Origin of the sequence: Chromobacterium vaccinii (assembly GCF_000971335.1) — a bacterium.
In the GTDB taxonomy this organism is placed as follows: Bacteria; Pseudomonadota; Gammaproteobacteria; order Burkholderiales; family Chromobacteriaceae; genus Chromobacterium; species Chromobacterium vaccinii.
This window is the reverse complement of the sequence record NZ_JZJL01000051.1, coordinates 1-16,645: the sequence shown is the minus strand read 5'-3', so window position 1 is coordinate 16,645 and position 16,645 is coordinate 1. Positions and strand designations below refer to the sequence as shown.

General features: G+C 57.3%; 23 protein-coding genes and 1 pseudogene. 13 read left to right on the top strand and 11 right to left on the bottom strand.

Translation table 11 applies throughout. From position 1 onward, the window contains the following. Positions 1-27: 27 nt before the first annotated feature. From VL52_RS19465 to VL52_RS19420, 11 genes and pseudogenes are all read right to left on the bottom strand, one after another. Positions 28-762: a head maturation protease, ClpP-related gene (locus VL52_RS19465; protein ID WP_160298969.1), complete on the bottom strand. Its 735-nt coding sequence runs from the start codon at positions 760-762 to the stop codon at positions 28-30. After that, on the bottom strand, positions 689-1,969 hold the full coding sequence (locus VL52_RS19460; RefSeq protein WP_052729417.1) for a phage portal protein: 1,281 nt from the start codon (positions 1,967-1,969) through the stop codon (positions 689-691). Before VL52_RS19460 ends, VL52_RS19465 begins: the two co-directional genes overlap by 74 nt. Then, on the bottom strand, positions 1,970-3,574 hold the full coding sequence (locus VL52_RS19455) for a terminase large subunit (RefSeq protein ID WP_200896057.1): 1,605 nt from the start codon (positions 3,572-3,574) through the stop codon (positions 1,970-1,972). It lies immediately after the preceding gene. Between the two features lie 86 nt (positions 3,575-3,660). Then, the gene (locus VL52_RS19450) at positions 3,661-4,170 is read right to left on the bottom strand and encodes a hypothetical protein (protein WP_235429338.1); all 510 of its coding nucleotides are present in this window, start codon (positions 4,168-4,170) and stop codon (positions 3,661-3,663) included. 354 nt (positions 4,171-4,524) lie between these two features. Beyond that, complete coding sequence (locus VL52_RS25460) at positions 4,525-4,707, bottom strand: hypothetical protein (RefSeq protein WP_235429337.1); 183 nt, start codon at positions 4,705-4,707, stop codon at positions 4,525-4,527. A gap of 135 nt (positions 4,708-4,842) precedes the next feature. Beyond that, positions 4,843-4,953 (bottom strand): annotated as a pseudogene (locus tag VL52_RS25765) (DUF8602 domain-containing protein); the annotation flags it as partial. Positions 4,954-5,247: 294 nt separating this feature from the next. Next, on the bottom strand, positions 5,248-5,811 hold the full coding sequence (locus VL52_RS19440) for a hypothetical protein (protein WP_046158591.1): 564 nt from the start codon (positions 5,809-5,811) through the stop codon (positions 5,248-5,250). A 10-nt stretch (positions 5,812-5,821) separates the two neighbouring features. Beyond that, entirely contained in the window at positions 5,822-6,565 is a 744-nt protein-coding gene (locus VL52_RS23565; protein ID WP_052729416.1) for an ATP-binding protein, read from the bottom strand. A gap of 4 nt (positions 6,566-6,569) precedes the next feature. Then, positions 6,570-7,457: a hypothetical protein gene (locus VL52_RS19430; RefSeq protein WP_144410334.1), complete on the bottom strand. Its 888-nt coding sequence runs from the start codon at positions 7,455-7,457 to the stop codon at positions 6,570-6,572. Further along, on the bottom strand, positions 7,454-7,714 hold the full coding sequence (locus tag VL52_RS19425) for a hypothetical protein (RefSeq protein WP_046158589.1): 261 nt from the start codon (positions 7,712-7,714) through the stop codon (positions 7,454-7,456). Before VL52_RS19425 ends, VL52_RS19430 begins: the two co-directional genes overlap by 4 nt. A gap of 113 nt (positions 7,715-7,827) precedes the next feature. Continuing rightward, positions 7,828-8,424 (bottom strand): toxin YdaT family protein, encoded by a 597-nt coding sequence (locus VL52_RS19420; protein WP_046158588.1) that lies wholly within the window; start codon positions 8,422-8,424, stop codon positions 7,828-7,830. Between the two features lie 308 nt (positions 8,425-8,732). Here VL52_RS19420 and VL52_RS24795 point away from each other — a divergent pair, with 308 nt between their 5' ends. The 13 genes from VL52_RS24795 (at position 8,733) to VL52_RS19370 (ending at position 16,633) form a co-directional block, all read left to right on the top strand. Then, on the top strand, positions 8,733-9,572 hold the full coding sequence (locus VL52_RS24795; protein ID WP_144410332.1) for a helix-turn-helix domain-containing protein: 840 nt from the start codon (positions 8,733-8,735) through the stop codon (positions 9,570-9,572). A gap of 244 nt (positions 9,573-9,816) precedes the next feature. Next, positions 9,817-10,599 carry a hypothetical protein gene (locus VL52_RS19415; protein WP_046158587.1) on the top strand — a complete coding sequence of 261 codons (783 nt, stop codon included), beginning with the start codon at positions 9,817-9,819 and terminating at the stop codon, positions 10,597-10,599. Beyond that, on the top strand, positions 10,596-11,117 hold the full coding sequence (locus tag VL52_RS19410) for a hypothetical protein (RefSeq protein ID WP_046158586.1): 522 nt from the start codon (positions 10,596-10,598) through the stop codon (positions 11,115-11,117). Before VL52_RS19415 ends, VL52_RS19410 begins: the two co-directional genes overlap by 4 nt. Positions 11,118-11,547: 430 nt before the next feature. After that, the gene (locus tag VL52_RS19405) at positions 11,548-11,763 is read left to right on the top strand and encodes a hypothetical protein (protein WP_046158585.1); all 216 of its coding nucleotides are present in this window, start codon (positions 11,548-11,550) and stop codon (positions 11,761-11,763) included. Positions 11,764-12,012: 249 nt separating this feature from the next. Beyond that, entirely contained in the window at positions 12,013-12,141 is a 129-nt protein-coding gene (locus tag VL52_RS25605) for a hypothetical protein (RefSeq protein ID WP_268753725.1), read from the top strand. Positions 12,142-12,205: 64 nt separating this feature from the next. Then, on the top strand, positions 12,206-12,592 hold the full coding sequence (locus VL52_RS19400; protein ID WP_046158584.1) for a hypothetical protein: 387 nt from the start codon (positions 12,206-12,208) through the stop codon (positions 12,590-12,592). A gap of 10 nt (positions 12,593-12,602) precedes the next feature. Beyond that, the gene (locus VL52_RS19395) at positions 12,603-13,349 is read left to right on the top strand and encodes a nucleotide-binding protein (RefSeq protein ID WP_052729415.1); all 747 of its coding nucleotides are present in this window, start codon (positions 12,603-12,605) and stop codon (positions 13,347-13,349) included. Beyond that, complete coding sequence (locus tag VL52_RS19390) at positions 13,346-13,618, top strand: hypothetical protein (protein WP_046158583.1); 273 nt, start codon at positions 13,346-13,348, stop codon at positions 13,616-13,618. The genes VL52_RS19395 and VL52_RS19390 overlap by 4 nt, the downstream gene beginning before the upstream one ends. 131 nt (positions 13,619-13,749) lie before the next feature. Next, a complete protein-coding gene (locus VL52_RS19385) occupies positions 13,750-14,094 on the top strand; it encodes a hypothetical protein (RefSeq protein WP_046158582.1) in 345 nt (114 codons plus the stop codon). Beyond that, positions 14,091-14,360, top strand: coding sequence for a hypothetical protein (locus tag VL52_RS19380; protein ID WP_046158581.1), 270 nt, complete (start codon positions 14,091-14,093; stop codon positions 14,358-14,360). Before VL52_RS19385 ends, VL52_RS19380 begins: the two co-directional genes overlap by 4 nt. Positions 14,361-14,362: 2 nt before the next feature. Beyond that, positions 14,363-15,061 carry a DUF2786 domain-containing protein gene (locus VL52_RS19375; protein ID WP_052729414.1) on the top strand — a complete coding sequence of 233 codons (699 nt, stop codon included), beginning with the start codon at positions 14,363-14,365 and terminating at the stop codon, positions 15,059-15,061. Between the two features lie 202 nt (positions 15,062-15,263). Then, a complete protein-coding gene (locus tag VL52_RS25700; protein WP_082113841.1) occupies positions 15,264-15,596 on the top strand; it encodes a helix-turn-helix domain-containing protein in 333 nt (110 codons plus the stop codon). Continuing rightward, a complete protein-coding gene (locus VL52_RS19370; protein WP_369094643.1) occupies positions 15,479-16,633 on the top strand; it encodes a tyrosine-type recombinase/integrase in 1,155 nt (384 codons plus the stop codon). The genes VL52_RS25700 and VL52_RS19370 overlap by 118 nt, the downstream gene beginning before the upstream one ends. Positions 16,634-16,645: the final 12 nt, after the last annotated feature.

Here is a 16,645-nt window from a genome sequence, read left to right as displayed (position 1 = left end):
TTAAAGATTGGAGTCGGCGGACGTTCGTCAGCGACTAAGCGAAATCAGGTCCAACACTCGGCGGGCATGCTCCCGCAGCTCCGCGCCATCAGGTGGCGCGGCGACTTCCGGCACAACTTCATTGCGAACCGGCGCAGCCATCAGCGCTTGTGGCGCATTGCGGCAACCGGAAAAATCCCAAGCGCTGTTATCGACGCTTTGACCGGTCACGATGGCGTCAACCAAGCCGGCGTCCTTGGCTTCCTCGGCGGTAAACCACGTTTCTGCCGCCATCCAGGCCCGGACCTGCTGTTCGTCCTGGCCGGTCTTGCGCACGTAATCGGCGACGATGGTGCTATCCACCTTGTCCAGCAAATCCGCCGTCTCGCGCAAATCCGCAGCATTGCCCCATGTCCCGGTCCCGGCCTGATGGATCATGAAGAACGCGCCGTCCGCCATGCGGATTTCGTGGCAGTTCACGGCGATGAAGGTCACGGCGCTGGCGGCCAGGCCGTCCACATGCGCAATTACCTTGGCCCCGCTGCCTCGCAGAGCCGCAACGATGGCGCGCGCGCCGAACACGTCGCCGCCAGGGCTATTGATCCGAAGATGGATGGTTTCCGCCGTCAGCGCCGCGACCTCTTTGCAGAAATCGCCGGCATTGATGCCCCACCAGTCATCCAGCGCGTCGTAAAGCCAGAGCGTGGCCTCACTCCCCGTTGTCTCCGCCCTGATCTTGGCCGGCCCCGTCCGGTTCTTCGGACGGATCAGCAGTTTTTGCATCGGCATTCGGTTTTTCTCCTGCGATTCGAATCATTTCGCCGCCCGGAACAGGCGGCAGGTTTTTGCGGCGGCGGACTTCGTTAATGGTCATCCAACCTTGTGAGCCGGGGCCACCCAGCGCCTTGCCGAAGTACTCGGCCTGCATCTTGCTATCGCCTTCCTGCAAGGCATCAAGCATGAATTCGCAGTGAATCCCCGTTTCCGGCCCGAACAGCTTGCGGTTTAGTTCCTGCTGGATGGCCTCTAGGTGACGTTTTAGCGTGAACTTGATAAAGCCCAGCGTCATCGACTCAATGCCGCTGCCCCAACTGGTAGACTTGTCCGTGGCCCCGATCATGTGCGGCAGGACGCCAAACATGCGCGCGACCTCAACCACGCTGAATTGCCGGGCCTCCAACAGCTGCATATCGACCGGACTCATGCGCAGACGGTCAAGCTTGAACTCCCCGCTCAACACCATCGGCCGCCGCACATTGCCCAGCCCGCCATAGCGTCGCTCAACCTCGTTGCGCAAGTCGTCCCTCTGTTCGGGACTGAGCTTTGCAGCCGTCGAAAGCAGTAAATCGCTATGGTTGCCCTGCCCAAGGCTGCGCTCGCCGAATTCGTCTTGCGCCAACGCTAGGCCGACGACCGAGCGGCCGGCATAGTGCCGAATGGGCGACAGGCTCCGCAGTCCATCGAACCCCAGCCCGGCGACGTGCAACACATCATCTTCATGCAGCGCCTTGACCGTGCCATCCGGCAACCACAGCGTGTAACAGCGCCAGCCGCCGGCCATCCGCTGCACATCAACGCATCGCGGGTTAACCGGCTGAACCGCGATCACCTGTCCGCGCCGATCTCGTCGCAACCAGGCGTAAGCGTCCCCATCCAGCAAGCGGGATTCCATCAAAAATTCCCACATCGCGGCACTGGTGTACTCGTTGGTCGCGGACTGGTTGAACAGCCACCAATACGGATGGTCGACACGCGATTGCACGTCCCCGCCTCGGCGGTAAAAGTGAACCGGCAGTGTCGATACGATCCCGGCCAGCAGTTGCACGCAGGCATAAACCGCGCCCTGGCGCATCGCCGTTGTCTCGTTGACCATCACCCCGGCCCGCGTCACCGTGGCCAAATCGCCAAACAGCTCGCCGGCATTGCTAACCACCGGCTCTTGCCGTGGCGGCGGCGCAGGACCGCCAAATATTCGTTCGAAGAACCCCATTTACAAAATCTCCAGATGCGCCGATTCGTCCATATGGGTCATTGCCCGCGTGGCCGCGCTGCACAGCGCCACTATCGGATCAATGCGCCCTTGCGAGCGTTTTTTGTCCGGCTTGATGTTCTCGTTGCTGTCGATCATCAAGGTGACGTTGCCCGCGCACCAGCGCAGCAGCGCATTGCCCCCATGCCGCAGCCGCTTGCCGTAAACCAGGCGTTCGATTTGTTTCGCGCCCGGAGACATGCCGGCGAAGTTCTGCGGCAGCTTGACCATCGGGATGTCCTTTTCCAGCAGCTGGTTTGCCAAGTGCGTACAGTTCCAGGTATCGAAAGCAATCTCTTGCACCTCGAAATCCTGGCATGCCTGTTCGATCACCTCCCGCACTGGCTCGTAATCGGTAACGTCCCCCTCCGTCACCGTCAGCCAGCCGCGCCGCGCCCACGCCTTGTAATCCGACCCCGAGTCTTGCTCTGCGGAATCAAGCTTGGCCTGCGGCACCCAGGCCCACACCAACACATACCAATCGCCGTCATCGTCGCCATCCGGCGGCGGGAACAGCAACACAAACGCGGTAATGTCTCGCGTGCTTGCCAGGTCAAGCCCGCCAAAGCAGCGCCGCCCGGTCAACATTTCACGGTCAAAGGTCTTCGCGCCCTTGTCCCATACCGTCATGTCGAACCACGACAGCGCATCCCCGACGAAGACGTTCAAATCTTTGGTCAGAAAGTTGTGGCGCGCGCTCGCCATGACTCTTGCCTTGGTTGCCTGCGCCTCCATGTACTCCAGCGTCTTCGCTTCCCCAAGCGCCGGATTGGCCTTCGCCCACATCGCCGGGTCAAAGGGATCATCGCCTTCATCAATGGTGTAAATGACGCCGAAAAAACTGTCGTCCACCACCTCGCCGCGCAGCACCCGCACCAGATAGGTTCGAATTTCCATGCAAATGCCGTCGAGAATGAAACCGGCCGTGGTGATGGCGTTGATCACCGGCTGCGACCGCGCGCCCAGGGCCGACTCCATCACGTCCCATACCTCCCGCGTTTTATGGGCGTGCAGCTCATCGACCAGACAGGCATAGGGGTTCAAGCCGTCCAGACTCTCGGCATTGGCCGGCAGTGGCTTGTAGACCGACTCGCCCAGGACCATCTTTTCTTGGTTTGCGCCGTCATAGACCCGGATCGACCGCGTCAGCCCTGGCGAACGCTTGCGCCAGCGCTTCACGTTGTCGAATGCCGGCTTGAATACCGACATGGCTTGTTCGCGTGTGGTGGCGATGGAATACACCTCTGCGCCGCCCTCTCCGTCCATCATCCAGAGATACGCGCCAATCGGTCCCCACCACGTCGATTTACCGTTTTTCCGCGCGACTTCTTCATACCCCGTGCGGAACCGGCGTAGACCATTCGCCCGCCTCCAGCCAAAAAACACGGCCGTCCAGAACAATTGCCACCCATCAAGCCATATCGGCCGGCCCGCAAGCGGCCCTTTGATGTGGACAAACTCTTTTTGAACAAAGTCGATGCAATGCCAGGCGTGCGGCGGGCTAAAAAAAAGACCGCGTTTCGCGGCCTCTTGCAAATCCCGATAGTGGCGCTCGACGGCGAGCATGGTTAGTCGCCCAACCATCACCTCTCCGCGCAACACCGGCACCCCATAGCGTCTATCCCACTCCTGCCACTCGTCTTCCGGCGGGATCAGCCGAAGGCGGCTGACGGGTGATTTCTTCCGTGATTTAGCAGTTCGTCGAATAGATCGTCCTGCGGCGCTTTGTCGCCCAGCTTGGCCTTGACCGCTGCCACCGACGGAAGCGTCAAGGACGATTCCGGTAGCCATTTAAGCAATTCCTGTTTCAAGTTCTTAACGACATAGAAAACCTGATGCGGCTGTTCATGCCCATTCGGCGTGATGATGAAGTACGTGCCGCCGTTCTTTTCCTCAACATCTGCCAGCTTGATTTCGGCATCGATCCAACGCACATAGGTTTTAACGATGATGCTTATCGCCAAACCGGCCGTCAGATGGTCAAGACCGGCCTCGCGCAGATGCCTACAAACGTAGTCCCACACCTTCCGTTCACGCGGCGCAAGGTTCGCGCCAGGCGGCGGCGGCGGACTGACAATCTCAGAATGCTTACCACCCCCACCATCACCAACATTTCCCGCGCCCCCCTGAATCACCGTGAGCGGCGGCGCTCTATCGTCCATAGCGAGCCTCCAGGGCATTCGCCCATAAAAAAAAGCCCCTGATGCGCCGATAACGCATCAGAGGCCGTCTAATTTCATACCCCCCCCCTGTTCAAAAACAGAGGCCATAAAAAACCGTGGCTAGGCACGCGGTCTTGACCGATTCCGGCCAGACTTTTACCCACCCCCTCCCCCTGGCCGACTATTCAACCTCCGACCAATTCGCCACCAGCAACGCCCGGACCCAAAGCCGCATTTCTTCCGGGCAAGCACTCAATAGCTCAAGCACGTGGGCCGCCGTCGCCAATGTCTCTTGGCGAAAGTCCGCCGGTAACTGCTCGAACAACTCTTGAACTCGCTCCACGCTCCCAGCCATCACACCCCGCCCTTTCGATTCCCGAAACCGCCGTCCAGCCTTGCCGTTTTCCTGTCATGGCATGGCTTACTCATCGGCATCCAATTCGCCTTATCCCAAAACAGCGCCTGCGCGGCGGCGATCCTTTCCGCGTCGCCCGAGTCCAGCGCATCTTTTAGCCGGTGCGCCTTGATATGATCCACCACCGTCGCCGCCACCACTCGCCCAACCCCGGCGCAATCCTCACATTCGCAAAGCGGACGCTGCCGCAAAAACGTTTCGCGCGCCTTCGCCCATCGCGAACCATAACCCCGACTCGCCGCAGACCCGCGCCGCTGGTCAACCTCGCGCCTAACCTCACTGCGGTGCGCATCGCAATAACCGCCACCATCCCGCACCAACTGCCGACATCCCCTTTGCCGACATGGCGTCGGCGCTGATCGTGGCATTTCCGTTCCCCCAAAAGAAAACGCCCCCGCAAATGCGGAGGCGTTTGATCGACGTGAGCAAGTCAATGTATGAAACCAAAACAAAGCCCAAGCTGGCAGGCCGGAACTTTGCGGCCGCAATATTATTGCGCGGCCTGTTATCTGTCAAACCTCTTGCCCCACCACATCGCCCAAGCCAAAACCCAGGACAGAGAGCAAGCCACAAAAGCAAAAACCCGAGGGCTTAGCCTCGGGTTTCGTTACTCGCAATGGTTTCAAGAGTAGCCGAATTGTGCACAAGTGTAAGATCAGCTGTCAAGCATCATTCGCACAAGTCGCACCAATTTCCATTACCACCCCTGCCACACCTACCTGTTTCACCCTATGAACCACCGTAGCCATCGCCAGCTGTAGTTCAACGTGGGCATTATGAATCCACGCATGAACGGTTTGCCTTGTTACAGAGTTCATGTCCGCGAAGACTTGAGTATGCGCTCCAGCCCTCCGCTTAGGCATCCGGTCAGACTGAATGGCAACCAGTCCACCCACCGCCCCCCTGTAATAGCGATCAATCAGCCGTTTGGTATCCGGCTTGACCTTCCGGCACAAGACCGCATCCACCAGCAACATCTTTTCACCATCGATCACCGGCCGCGATACTCGCCGTTCTTGATGCTCATTGCTCGCCATGGCCATGCATTCATTCAGCACGGACATCTTGTAGCCCAGGCTGTTTGATTCGCGCTGATCAATCCAAGCGCCCCATTGCCACAACAGTTCATCAACTTCTTTAATCACTTCGAACTCTCCAAATTTGCTGCGGAGAATTCCCCTAGCCCGATCAATGCCGGGCTTTGTTTTGTGCCGCAATTCTACCATGCCTGAGCGTTCAATTCCCCATGCGCCGCGCCCGGAAATCCTCCCAATAGCATTGCAGAACCAAGGCATTTTCATACATCCGGCTAACCGCTCGCGCGCCCACAATGTCGGTCAACCGTTCCTGCGTTTGATTGCTGATGTAAACCGTTGGCAGGCCCTCCGCCGACCGGGCATCAATGACGCGATTCAATATCCGCAGGCCATGGCCATTGGCATCGAGAATATCCACCTCATCGATGATCAACAGCGGATACATCGCCAGCCGCCTCAACTCGACATTTTCACTACGCCCAGGCTTGCCCCACGTCTCGCATACCTCCACCCGCATTTGATCGGATGTAACATAGCGCACATCTAGGCCACAATGGGCAATCAGATTCAGCGCCGCCGCGCTGGCCATGTGAGTCTTGCCGGTCCCGGTACTCCCGACCATCACAACATTGCCGGCGTTGCGATCTTTGCCAACCCTGGCTACCCACCCTTTAAACGCCTGCAACACTGCAACCTGTTCGGGGCAAATCTCCAGCAGGTCGCGAAACTTTGCTTGCCGAAACTTCCCCGGCACACCACACCGCCACAACTCCGCCCGGCGCTGTTCCGCCAGCCGGTTTGCCGACTCCTTCTCAACATCACACCGCAAACACAACGGCACTCGTCCCGGCAAAACATCCGCCACAAAATCCCCATGCTTTGCGCAATGGCCCGACACACGCGCCAGACCGCGCAGGCTCGCCACCTTGGGGAAATACTGCATTGCATCACTCAAGCCAATCACCCTCAGTACCATCTACCACACCACCCGACACCGGCACTACAGACCCCGGAGCTGGGGCAGGAACGCGCTTCCACGCGGGATCACGCCCGCCTTTACTCTCGCGCAGCCCACTGCGTACAGCACGCCCTGCAGACGGTTTTCCCTCCTCGCGCATCGACCGCAATACTTTCGACAGATACTTGACCGATACAGCCTCACCCTCCGCGATGTACGCGCGACTACGGTCAATGGCCTGCGCAAGCTGCGGGACCGTTACGCCCGCCGCCGCCCACTCCAGCACTGCCGGATTGGCTGCGCCTCCGACCCTGACGCCCAGCTGGTCCGCAGCAGCGGCCAGCAATGCCGCTGCGCCCGGCGGCTCTGCGTTCATCTCCTCGCGCCCGATATGTATATATTTATTAACCTCCGATATGTCCGGCTCAGCCTGCCGGCTCATGTCCGGTTCATCACGACCAGGCACATCATCTAAGCCTTTACTGGCGCGGCTCTCACCATCACTAGCCTGTCTCGTTCGTACACTCCCGTTCATGTCCTGCTCATCCACAGCACGCACCAATAGCGGCAATTTCAATACCAGTTTCTTGACCTCTTGAATGGCAGCTGCGCGCTTTGCCAGCCCTACCCTTTCCAGCTCATCAAGCAGCGCATCAACTTGTTTCAAAGTCGGCCGCCAAGCCGGGCGCTTGCTACCTCGCGGCGGCACATACTGGCAATTGATGGCGAGTACCGTTCGGCTAATTGGATAACCTCGACCAATGATGCCCGTGCGAATATCCACGCATGGCCGCAAACCAGCCACATACAAGCGAAACGCCTCTAAGCTGCACTCCAGCAAGGCGGATTGCTCCTGCTCTGACAGCAAAACTCTCACATCCCCCCCTTTCCCCCCACTGCCGACAACGCGGCCAGCCGGGGGTTTTCATGTTCAATCAGCGGCAAAGGCGGCAAGCCTGCTTCTCGCCCTGCCCAATCACCCGCAACCGCATCCTCGACGCTTCTGCCATGGGCTTTGCCATGGATACGCGCCAGCCTTTTCAACTCCCTTGCGCGCAGCGCCTCGGTGGGCAGCAATGCGATATAGGCAGCATCCCGGCGCACATCACCGCTTTCCTTGACCCATTCGACCATTTGCCGCTAACTCCAGCCGTTGTCTCAACAAATCCAGATAGCGCCGCCTTGCGGCTTGCTTATCATCCGAATGCGCCACCCTGGCCCGCCAATCGGCTCGGGTCAGCAGCATGTCAGCCACAGAAACCGACTTCATGGCGCTCCGTCAACAGGCCGTCAACATGGTTAATCGCGTCGCTCAGCGCCGCGCGCCCCTCCTCCAGCTCAATCTTGGCCTGCATCAGGCATGGCCGGGTCATTCCATCCGCCAGCAAGGAAAATGCTGCGACGGCCTCCCCTGCCTCTTTCGCCGCAGCAGCAACCAACGTCGCATGCGTGGCATCGGGAACCCCAGGTTTTGCAATTGCCACATCAAACCCCAGCGGCCCCATCATTTCAGTGACACACGCCAGTCGCAGGTCCATCGGCAACGCCCCCAGCACAGCAGGCAGCAGATTAGCCGGCAGCAACGATGTATCTTTGGTTTGATCATCCAACCAGCGGGCTATCCTCTCCGCATTGGTCTTGCGCGCCCGCATCGGATCAGTCCCGGCCTCAGTCCTCTGAAACTCCACCAGCCAAATGCCATCCGCGCCCGACTCGTAGTAATGCGTGACAATCTGATGAGTCACCGCCTCCAACGTCCAGCGCTCTCGCTGCCGCCACTGCTGCACCGCATCCCGCGCCACACCAATCCATGTTTTGTGTGGCAAGCGCCGCATGAAATCCATTTGGAATCTCGCTATAGTTTGCCCTGCGGGAATGCCCCGCAGACTGAATAAAAAATGCCGGACTAACCGGCCAAGACACCCTGCGCAGCAACCGCAGGACGTGGGGAAATCAGCTTGGCCAGATATCTGGCCGCAAAACACTCCTAGGCACCTGCCCATCGGTCTGAACCTCAATGTCAGCGGCAAGCGCTGCACTGGGACGACGAAACCCGATAGCTACATGGGTCAGATAGGCCGGAGTCCTGCGGACACGCTTAGCCAACTCCAAGCGAGAACCGCGACTTTTTTTGAAGTATTCGGAGAGAGTCATGAACGCACAATATCAAATTGATATTGACAAGGCAAGTTGCAATATCAATTCGCACGTTTATCAATTTGATAATCAATGCGTTAATGCTGATATGGATATCTCAGAAATACGCCGTCAAAACGTCCTGAAGCTGATCGAAGAATGCGACGGCTCAGTCAAGGCATTTGCCGACAAGGTAGGCATCCAACCTGGGCAAGCTTCGCACCTGAAGACCGGGTTTCGAAATGTCGGCCCGAACATGGCCAAGCGTATAGAGCAAGCTTTCGACAAAGAAAGCGGCTGGATAAGTCGCGATCATAGTCAAGACGAAAAAGTCATCGCCGCGACCATCCCCGAAGTTATCCTTTTGATAGATGAGATTGAGCTTGCGCTAAACTCTCGCACGCTCTCACTGGATACGGTCAAACACCTGCGCAGCCTAGTCCGTTCCATGCAGCCAAGCAGCAACCTCAACCAGGGCACGGAAGACAGCCGCGAACGCACTATCTCCAACCTTGCCAAACGGATAGCCGATCCGCACGGGGAAAGCATCACCCCCCCCCTCCCTCCAAGGATGCCAAGGGCAAGCAATAAGCCCCGCAGCGTCACGCCTCCCCTCATAAATAGACCGCAGCGGGCTTGCGTCGGGCATTCGCACGCCATCACCAGCCACTCAGCCGCAGCTATGGGCATAAAAACTAGCCACTTGACGAAAATTGACCTCTACCGTCATTCACCGACGCGCCACGATAAGACAGCATCCAACAATGGACATTGTCTCTATCCGTCGCCAGAACCTCACCACACTTGCCGGCCACTATCCCAGCCGGCAAGCGTTGGCGCAGGCGCTAGATCGTGAAGAGTCTCAGGTATCTAGATACTTGCGAGGCCGCTGCAATATCGGCAACAAATTTGCGCGGCACGTTGAAAAACAGCTCAATCTCGTAGCCGGATGGATGGACACAACCCATCACACCCCAACCCCTTTAAACCCCGAACCCCTCCGCGACAGCCTAGAACAGTTCATCCGCTCATCGCCAAGCCCTGCGCTGGCTGCTACCATCGCGAGCTTGCTGAACTTACTGTCTGAAAACTGAAAATCAATGAGCATTACCTTGCTGGGCGCGGGCCACCACCTGCACGCGGCACGCCGGATTGATGGCTATTCATCCTGCGTTCACCGCGCAGAACTACGCGCGCCGGACGGCACCACCCTAACCGCATACGTCAAAGCCTTTCCGACAGATAACAAAGCGCTTGCCAACGAAGTTGCTGGCTACCTTCTCGCGCGCGCTTATGGCCTTACAACCGCTCCACGCGCGTTCATTCTGCTAATTCACACCAGAAAACTCAGAAAGCTGTTCCCTGAATACACCTGGCCCGGCAGCGACGATGATCTATTCCCAACCTGGGCAACCGAGGAACTCCAAGACTCGATGCTCACGCTTGTTAGTGAAGCCGACGCTATAGCCTGGCGTCAGCGCGTACAGCAGTGGCCGCACCTCCCCGGCGCTATTGCTTTTCATCAGTGGCTACAAAATATTGATGCCAATGCTGGCAATCTGCTTTGGCTAGGCGAAGCAGAATTTGCTTTGATTGACTACGCCGACATACTTGGGGGGCAAGCATGGACACCTGAAAGCCTTGAAACAGCTGGCTATTTGCATAACAAGCTGCTACAGCTTGCATATGGTGGCGTACCAGATCGGACATCAGCCCGCGCAATAGAAGAAAGCCATCTCTCAGCAAGCATTGCCTGGGAGCAGGCCAAAGGAAGTATCATGGACTGGTGGGGCGACCTGCTCAAACGCAGAGACAGGGAAGCTGCTGCAAATTTCATAGCTTTACGCAGCGATCCCGAGTGGATCAAAGGAAAGGTTGCATGAGCAGAAAACCAGCCGCTCACAAGCTGGCAGGCAAGTTAAGCAAGCGCCTAACACCGGAAACAGATCAACAGCCACTTATCAGGGCTTCATCATGGCAAGTCTTTTGGCAGTTTGATCTTGCAAGCGATGATATGGAATGCGTTGGCGTCGTCATGCGGATCGACGATAAGCTTTACTGGAACCTCCCCAGCGCCGACCAGCTTCTTGCCTGGCCAAATGCTGAACGCCAAATGCTGACAACCCAGCTCGACGCTCTCGCATACAGGCTAACAACAGGGGCGCTCACCACCCCCATGGGCATGTCCTTGCGCAATGAGCGCGAAAGCTCCGGCAACAACATATCGGAAATCCTCAGCTATCTTTGGCGACACGGCCCCGCCCTAACATTGCGTAAAAAAAAAGCCCACTTACCGCATGACGGCCAAGTGGGCTTTTCTTCAGAACACGATGAGGTCATGCACTCCCAACACGGGGAGGCGCTAATACCCCCGACACACGCCGGGGAGCCGCCACGCTAACCAGTTCTTTGACCTTCTGTTGTACAGATACAGGCACCCTGAGCGGTGCTTTTTGTTTTTGTTGCATGCCGCATTCTATTCTACTCATTAGTACAAATGGTTAAGTAAAAATACTTATCCTGTCCCAAATGACAGTAAGTTAGTCAACCAAACCTACTCTTTTCCGTTTTCCCTCAAAAAAGATATCAATTTGATATTGACAATATCAAATTCCGCCTGCTATTGTTGCATCAAATATCAAATTGATATCGATCTTTAACAACCAGCCAATACGTCGCCGCGCCCGTTCCGACGCGGCAACACCACCTTGCCGCCCGTGATGGCCGCACAGATCAATCCGACCTGCGCGCCCTCTGAATCGCCATCGCGGGCTGCATCCGCAAGCGCCCCAGCCGGGCGCTGCCGGATGCATTCACTTGGAGAAAGCAAGATGAAAAACCTGCAAAAGGCCCAGCAAGAAATAGAGGCCATCAAGAAACGCCTGCAAGCCGCACTGCAAGCAAAACGGGCCGCCATAGCCAGCCTACCCAAAAACACCTTAGCGCTTGAACACGGCCAACAGCTGGAAGCCTCAGCCGACGCCCTGGACACTGCAATCATCAACCTTGATGACGCCATCACCATGATTAGCGAGGCTTGCCAATGAGCTTGAGCCAAAACACTCAACGGCAGTTTGAGCGGCGCGAAATCCAGTTGCGCGCCCTCACCCCGGCCGCACTGCCAACCGAAACGGCGGAGCGACTACGACGCACCAGGCAGCGCGCAAACGACCGCACCGAACGCCTGCATTACCGATCCGACACCGCCAACGGCTGGGATTAGAAGAGCGGCCCCGCCTGACCGGCGGGCCGCCCAGGACACACCAAACGCAAGCGAATCCACTTAGGAGAAAAGCATGACGATGGAGATAACCGAAATAACCGACGCAGCCGCCGATGATCTACGTGCCAGCGGCTGGATTATCAAATCCCCGTTTTTCCGCGATGGCCAGCCGGTTTTCCTTGTGATCAAACTGCCTGGCTGATTTTTTTGCCCGCGCTGCTCATGAGCACGAAATGAGCACGAAATGAGCAGGACGTTAGCGCCACATGAGTAACCCATTAGCAAGCAATGAGCACGCGCGGCAGCAGCTCAACAGCCTACAACCACAGCCGGCCGTAGAAAGTAAGGCCGGCCGTATCCGCCAGCTACTACCAGACATCGAAGAGGCCATGCGGCGCGGCATCAGCCAGACCGAAATCCTCAACGCGCTGGCCAATGCTGGCATCCAGATGACGCTAGATGAGCTACGGAATGCGCTTTATCGCGCACGCCGTCAGCTCAGAAAGACAGCGCATGAGACGCCCCAAGCCCCCGCGAAGCCGTCGCCCAAGCCAGCGGCACCGCCTCGCGAAACACCCCAACAAAGCGGCCGCCAGTTCAACAGCACTGCTGAGCAATGGCAGCACGCACGCGACAACCCCACAGACTGGTAAGGAAACCACGATGAACACCTACACGCGAACCGCCCACATTGTCACCAACGGCAAAGGCGGCATAGGCAAGAGCAAAGCCGCCAGCGATCTGGCGCAAGCGCTGCGCCACCTTCAAGGCCAAGTCACTGCCTACGACACCGACGCGGTCAATCGCACCCTCAGCCGCACGCACGCCCTCAACGCTACCGCCATTGAGCTGCTGGACGATGGCATGCAAATCAATCCGCGCAACTTTGACACTCTGATGGCCAGGCTGATCGATAGCGAGACGGACGCAGTAATTGACGTGGGCAGCAACGGCTTCTTACCACTGATGCACTACCTGGCAACGTCCGGCGCTGTCGAATTCCTGGCTATGAACGGCGTGCGCATGCGGCTGCATATCATCGTCGCCGGCGGCGACGAACTGACCGATACATCTACCGGCCTTGCAACCATGATGCGCCTGGTTAATGCGCCGGCAGTCGTTTGGCTCAACGAACACTTTGGCCCCGTCGTGAAAAACGGCAAGACCTTTGAAGAGTCCGCCATCTATCAAGAGTTCGCGCCGCGCATCTACGGAATCATCACCATGCCGCGCCTCGACCCCGCGACTACCGGCCGTGACTTGGCCGAAATGAAAGAGCTAGGCCTGACCTACGAAGAGGCAATGACACACCCCCAATTTGCCGGCATGCCAGGCTTCCGCATCTTGCGCACCTGGAACCAGATCCTCGACAGCGTAGCAGCAGCAACCACGGAGACAATCAACGCATGAAAACCCAAATCATCGCCCCCGACCTGACGCCAGCCCTCGAACAAACCCTCCGCGACTTTGCTCGCGAAACAGCCCTGATGCAGCTAACGCTGGACGAAGGAACAGCCCTGTCTCCTGGCGAGCTGGTACGGGCTGCCCTTATCAATGCGACCGACTCCAAGCTGTCACTGCATGACCTGGACAGCTATCTCGCGCTGCTGATCATTTCGGCCAGGCTGCTGATTGCAAGCGGCGACGTCACATGCCACCCCATGGACAGCCAACAATGACGCTCCCCCTCATCCTCGCTGGCCTGATCGCAAGCAAGGCAACTCTGGCAGCCATCACCATCAGCGCAATCAAGCAAGCCGACAGCAAGCCCCTTCGGCTTCGTCGCTGCTATCAAATTCGGGGCTAGGGCATGGATATCTTGGACGCCATCACCAGCAAAGCCGGCGCGATACACGACGCGCAAGAGCAGATCAAGCGCGACTGCGCCGAGTACGTAGAGCTGCTCCACGACATCAAAAACCACCCGCGCTCAGTTGTCGAACGAGCAAACGTGTATTTGACCTCAACACCGGAGCCGTGCGCGCACATCTCGGCAATCGTCGCCGGCATTCGACTAAACGAACTGGACGAACTGGCAAAGCGCCGAGGGCTTCGCGCATCTGCATCTAGCAATTCCGCGACTGTCTTCGTCTTCGGCTGCGGTGCCAACCTGCTACAGCTAAACGGCGTAATGCACAGCTACCCACCAGCATGACGCCCGGCACCGGCGAACAGCTGGCCGCCGCCTCCCATGACGCCCGCGCGCTGCCGTTTGACACGATTTTCGTCATTGGCGCCGCTGGCGACTGGAAGCACCTAGCAGGCCAGCCAGTAACACGCCGCCGCAATGGCGGCTTTTCTCTCCCTGATGGCGTGTCAATGCAGCTTACCGACGCGCCCACACACCAAACCATCATCGCACAGGCAAGCGACCTCATCGCGCCCGGATCGACAGACCAGGGCGCGCTGTCGCTGGAATAAACATGGACAAGAAAACAGCTATCTCGAAGATTCGGAAATGCTTGGCACTCTCCAAAAGCGCCAACGAAAACGAAGCGGCAACAGCCCTCAAACAGGCGAAAGCTCTGATGAATAAGTTCGGCGTCACCGACATGGACGTCATGGCGGCTGAAATCAAAGAGGCTCACGTCAAGACCACGGCAAAACAGCGGCCACCCAATTGGGAAGGCTGGCTAGGGCTTTCGATTGCCAAAGCCTTTGGCTGCGAAATCTTCTTTACCGGGGCGTACTACCGCCCAGGACAATGGACCTTTGTAGGCGACGAAATCAGCTCAGAAATCGCGCAATACGCTTTTTCCGTCCTCCTGCGCCAACTCAAGAGGCAAAGAAAGCAATTCATCGAGGAGCAGTGCCAACGGCTCAACAAATCGAACAAAACCCGGCGCGCGGATCTGTTTTGTAAAGGCTGGGTTGGGACCGTCTACGGCGTGGCCAAACAACTCGCGCCAGAACGCAAAAGCGAAGCTCTCACGCACTACATGGAGCAGCACCACAAAAATATGCCCGTCATGGCCGACCGTGACCGCAACAAAGGTCGCGACCTATCAGAACGTGACATTGCCGCCTATTGGGCTGGCAAAGCCGCAGGCGAAACAGCCCAGCTGAATAGGGCAATGAGTGGAGATAGCAGCAAGCAAGCATTGATTGGGGTTGCAGCATGACGAAAGACATTGCAGCCCTGATAGCACCCATCCTTGCCGCTGGCGGCACGCTACGCACAGGACGCAAACACCCCGTGCTTATCATGCCAAATGGGCGGCGAACCGGCATACCTGTTAGCCCCAGCGACCGCCGCGCACTCCAAAACCTGCGCAGCCACCTGAAACGACTACAGCCGGACCTCTACGCGTGAACGATGAAATCATGGAACTCGCCGAAGCCGCTGCGTTCATGCGCCTCGGCGAGCGAACAGTAAGAAAGTGGGTCGCAAGCCAGCGACTCAAAGCCGCACGCACGAACACGCGCGGCGGCAAGTTGCTGTTCCTAAAGTCCGACTGCATTGCAGCGATCAAGAAATTACAAGATGATATGGCCGCGGATGCGAGCGACGGCCATCAAAGGAAGAACAAACGATGGCAATCAAGCTCAGAGGTAACACTTGGCATTGCGACTTCACAGCGCCGAACGGGGAGCGCATTAGAGGCAGTCTTGGCACAGCGGACAAAAAACAAGCCCAGGAACTGCACGACAAAATGAAGGCTGAAGCTTGGGAAGTCACCAAGCTTCGCGCCATCCCCGAAAAGACATTTGATGAAGCATGCCTGCGCTGGCTGGAAGAGAAGACGGATAAAAAAAGCCTGGATGATGACAAGTCCCGAATTGGCTTTTTCCTACTTCACTTCCAAGGCTGGCCACTCGCCGAAATAACAGAGGAGGAAATTACACGAGCCGTCAGCAAGATGGAAAATCGCCGCCATTTGCTTAATTGGCAAAAAATGTGCAATCGGCTTTTGAGGGAAGGCAAGCCAGTTCCTGAATATGAACCAAAGCCGGTAGCTGTTGCAACAAGAGCAACCCACCTTGCTTTTATTCGGGCATTGCTGAATGCCGCGCATGAATGGAAATGGCTTGAAACGGTTCCAAAAATCAGAACCCCCAAAGCTAAAAATAAGCGGATACGGTGGATTACAAAAGATGAAGCACAACGACTTATTGACGTGCTCGAAGACCCGCTAAAAAGCGTCGTAGTATTTGCCCTGGCAACAGGACTGCGCCGCTCAAATATTGTTCATCTGGAATGGTCACAGATCGACATGGCGCAAAAAATTGCATGGATACATCCAGAGGACGCCAAGGCCGGCAAAGCAATTGGCGTCGCTCTGAATGACACAGCTTGCAACATACTACGGAAACAAATCGGCAAACACCCGCGCTGGGTGTTTGTCTACACAACGGAGGCTACCAGATCAAACGGCACTCGGACAGAAAAAGTTCGGAAAATGCGCGTTGATGCAAATAAGGGCTTTAAAACTGCACTACGCGCGGCTGGGATCGAAAACTTTACGTTTCACGACCTCCGCCATACTTGGGCCTCTTGGCTTGTTCAAGCCGGCGTCCCTCTCCCCGTCCTAAAAGAAATGGGCGGATGGGAAACGCTCGAAATGGTGATGCGTTATGCGCACTTGGCACCGTCTCACCTCAGCGCCCACGCCAAGCAGATAGATATCATTCTGAACAGTCGTGACACAAATACGGCACAAATAGAAAAGGGGCTAGACGACATAGCCGCCTAACCCCTTGATTTC

What these genes read in the sequence shown, in the direction of transcription:
- VL52_RS19375 (WP_052729414.1), top strand. Translation starts at nt 14,363, where the DNA reads ATGGACAAGAAAACAGCTATCTCGAAGATTCGGAAATGCTTGGCACTC.
- VL52_RS19460 (WP_052729417.1), bottom strand. Translation starts at nt 1,969, where the DNA reads ATGGGGTTCTTCGAACGAATATTTGGCGGTCCTGCGCCGCCGCCACGG.
- VL52_RS19400 (WP_046158584.1), top strand. Translation starts at nt 12,206, where the DNA reads ATGAGTAACCCATTAGCAAGCAATGAGCACGCGCGGCAGCAGCTCAAC.
- VL52_RS19385 (WP_046158582.1), top strand. Translation starts at nt 13,750, where the DNA reads ATGGATATCTTGGACGCCATCACCAGCAAAGCCGGCGCGATACACGAC.
- VL52_RS23565 (WP_052729416.1), bottom strand. Translation starts at nt 6,565, where the DNA reads ATGCAGTATTTCCCCAAGGTGGCGAGCCTGCGCGGTCTGGCGCGTGTG.
- VL52_RS19410 (WP_046158586.1), top strand. Translation starts at nt 10,596, where the DNA reads ATGAGCAGAAAACCAGCCGCTCACAAGCTGGCAGGCAAGTTAAGCAAG.
- VL52_RS19425 (WP_046158589.1), bottom strand. Translation starts at nt 7,714, where the DNA reads ATGGTCGAATGGGTCAAGGAAAGCGGTGATGTGCGCCGGGATGCTGCC.
- VL52_RS19465 (WP_160298969.1), bottom strand. Translation starts at nt 762, where the DNA reads ATGCAAAAACTGCTGATCCGTCCGAAGAACCGGACGGGGCCGGCCAAG.
- VL52_RS19395 (WP_052729415.1), top strand. Translation starts at nt 12,603, where the DNA reads ATGAACACCTACACGCGAACCGCCCACATTGTCACCAACGGCAAAGGC.
- VL52_RS24795 (WP_144410332.1), top strand. Translation starts at nt 8,733, where the DNA reads ATGAACGCACAATATCAAATTGATATTGACAAGGCAAGTTGCAATATC.
- VL52_RS25605 (WP_268753725.1), top strand. Translation starts at nt 12,013, where the DNA reads ATGACGATGGAGATAACCGAAATAACCGACGCAGCCGCCGATGATCTA.
- VL52_RS19440 (WP_046158591.1), bottom strand. Translation starts at nt 5,811, where the DNA reads ATGGTAGAATTGCGGCACAAAACAAAGCCCGGCATTGATCGGGCTAGG.
- VL52_RS19455 (WP_200896057.1), bottom strand. Translation starts at nt 3,574, where the DNA reads ATGCTCGCCGTCGAGCGCCACTATCGGGATTTGCAAGAGGCCGCGAAA.
- VL52_RS25700 (WP_082113841.1), top strand. Translation starts at nt 15,264, where the DNA reads ATGGAACTCGCCGAAGCCGCTGCGTTCATGCGCCTCGGCGAGCGAACA.
- VL52_RS19450 (WP_235429338.1), bottom strand. Translation starts at nt 4,170, where the DNA reads ATGGACGATAGAGCGCCGCCGCTCACGGTGATTCAGGGGGGCGCGGGA.
- VL52_RS19390 (WP_046158583.1), top strand. Translation starts at nt 13,346, where the DNA reads ATGAAAACCCAAATCATCGCCCCCGACCTGACGCCAGCCCTCGAACAA.
- VL52_RS19380 (WP_046158581.1), top strand. Translation starts at nt 14,091, where the DNA reads ATGACGCCCGGCACCGGCGAACAGCTGGCCGCCGCCTCCCATGACGCC.
- VL52_RS19420 (WP_046158588.1), bottom strand. Translation starts at nt 8,424, where the DNA reads ATGGATTTCATGCGGCGCTTGCCACACAAAACATGGATTGGTGTGGCG.
- VL52_RS19405 (WP_046158585.1), top strand. Translation starts at nt 11,548, where the DNA reads ATGAAAAACCTGCAAAAGGCCCAGCAAGAAATAGAGGCCATCAAGAAA.
- VL52_RS19415 (WP_046158587.1), top strand. Translation starts at nt 9,817, where the DNA reads ATGAGCATTACCTTGCTGGGCGCGGGCCACCACCTGCACGCGGCACGC.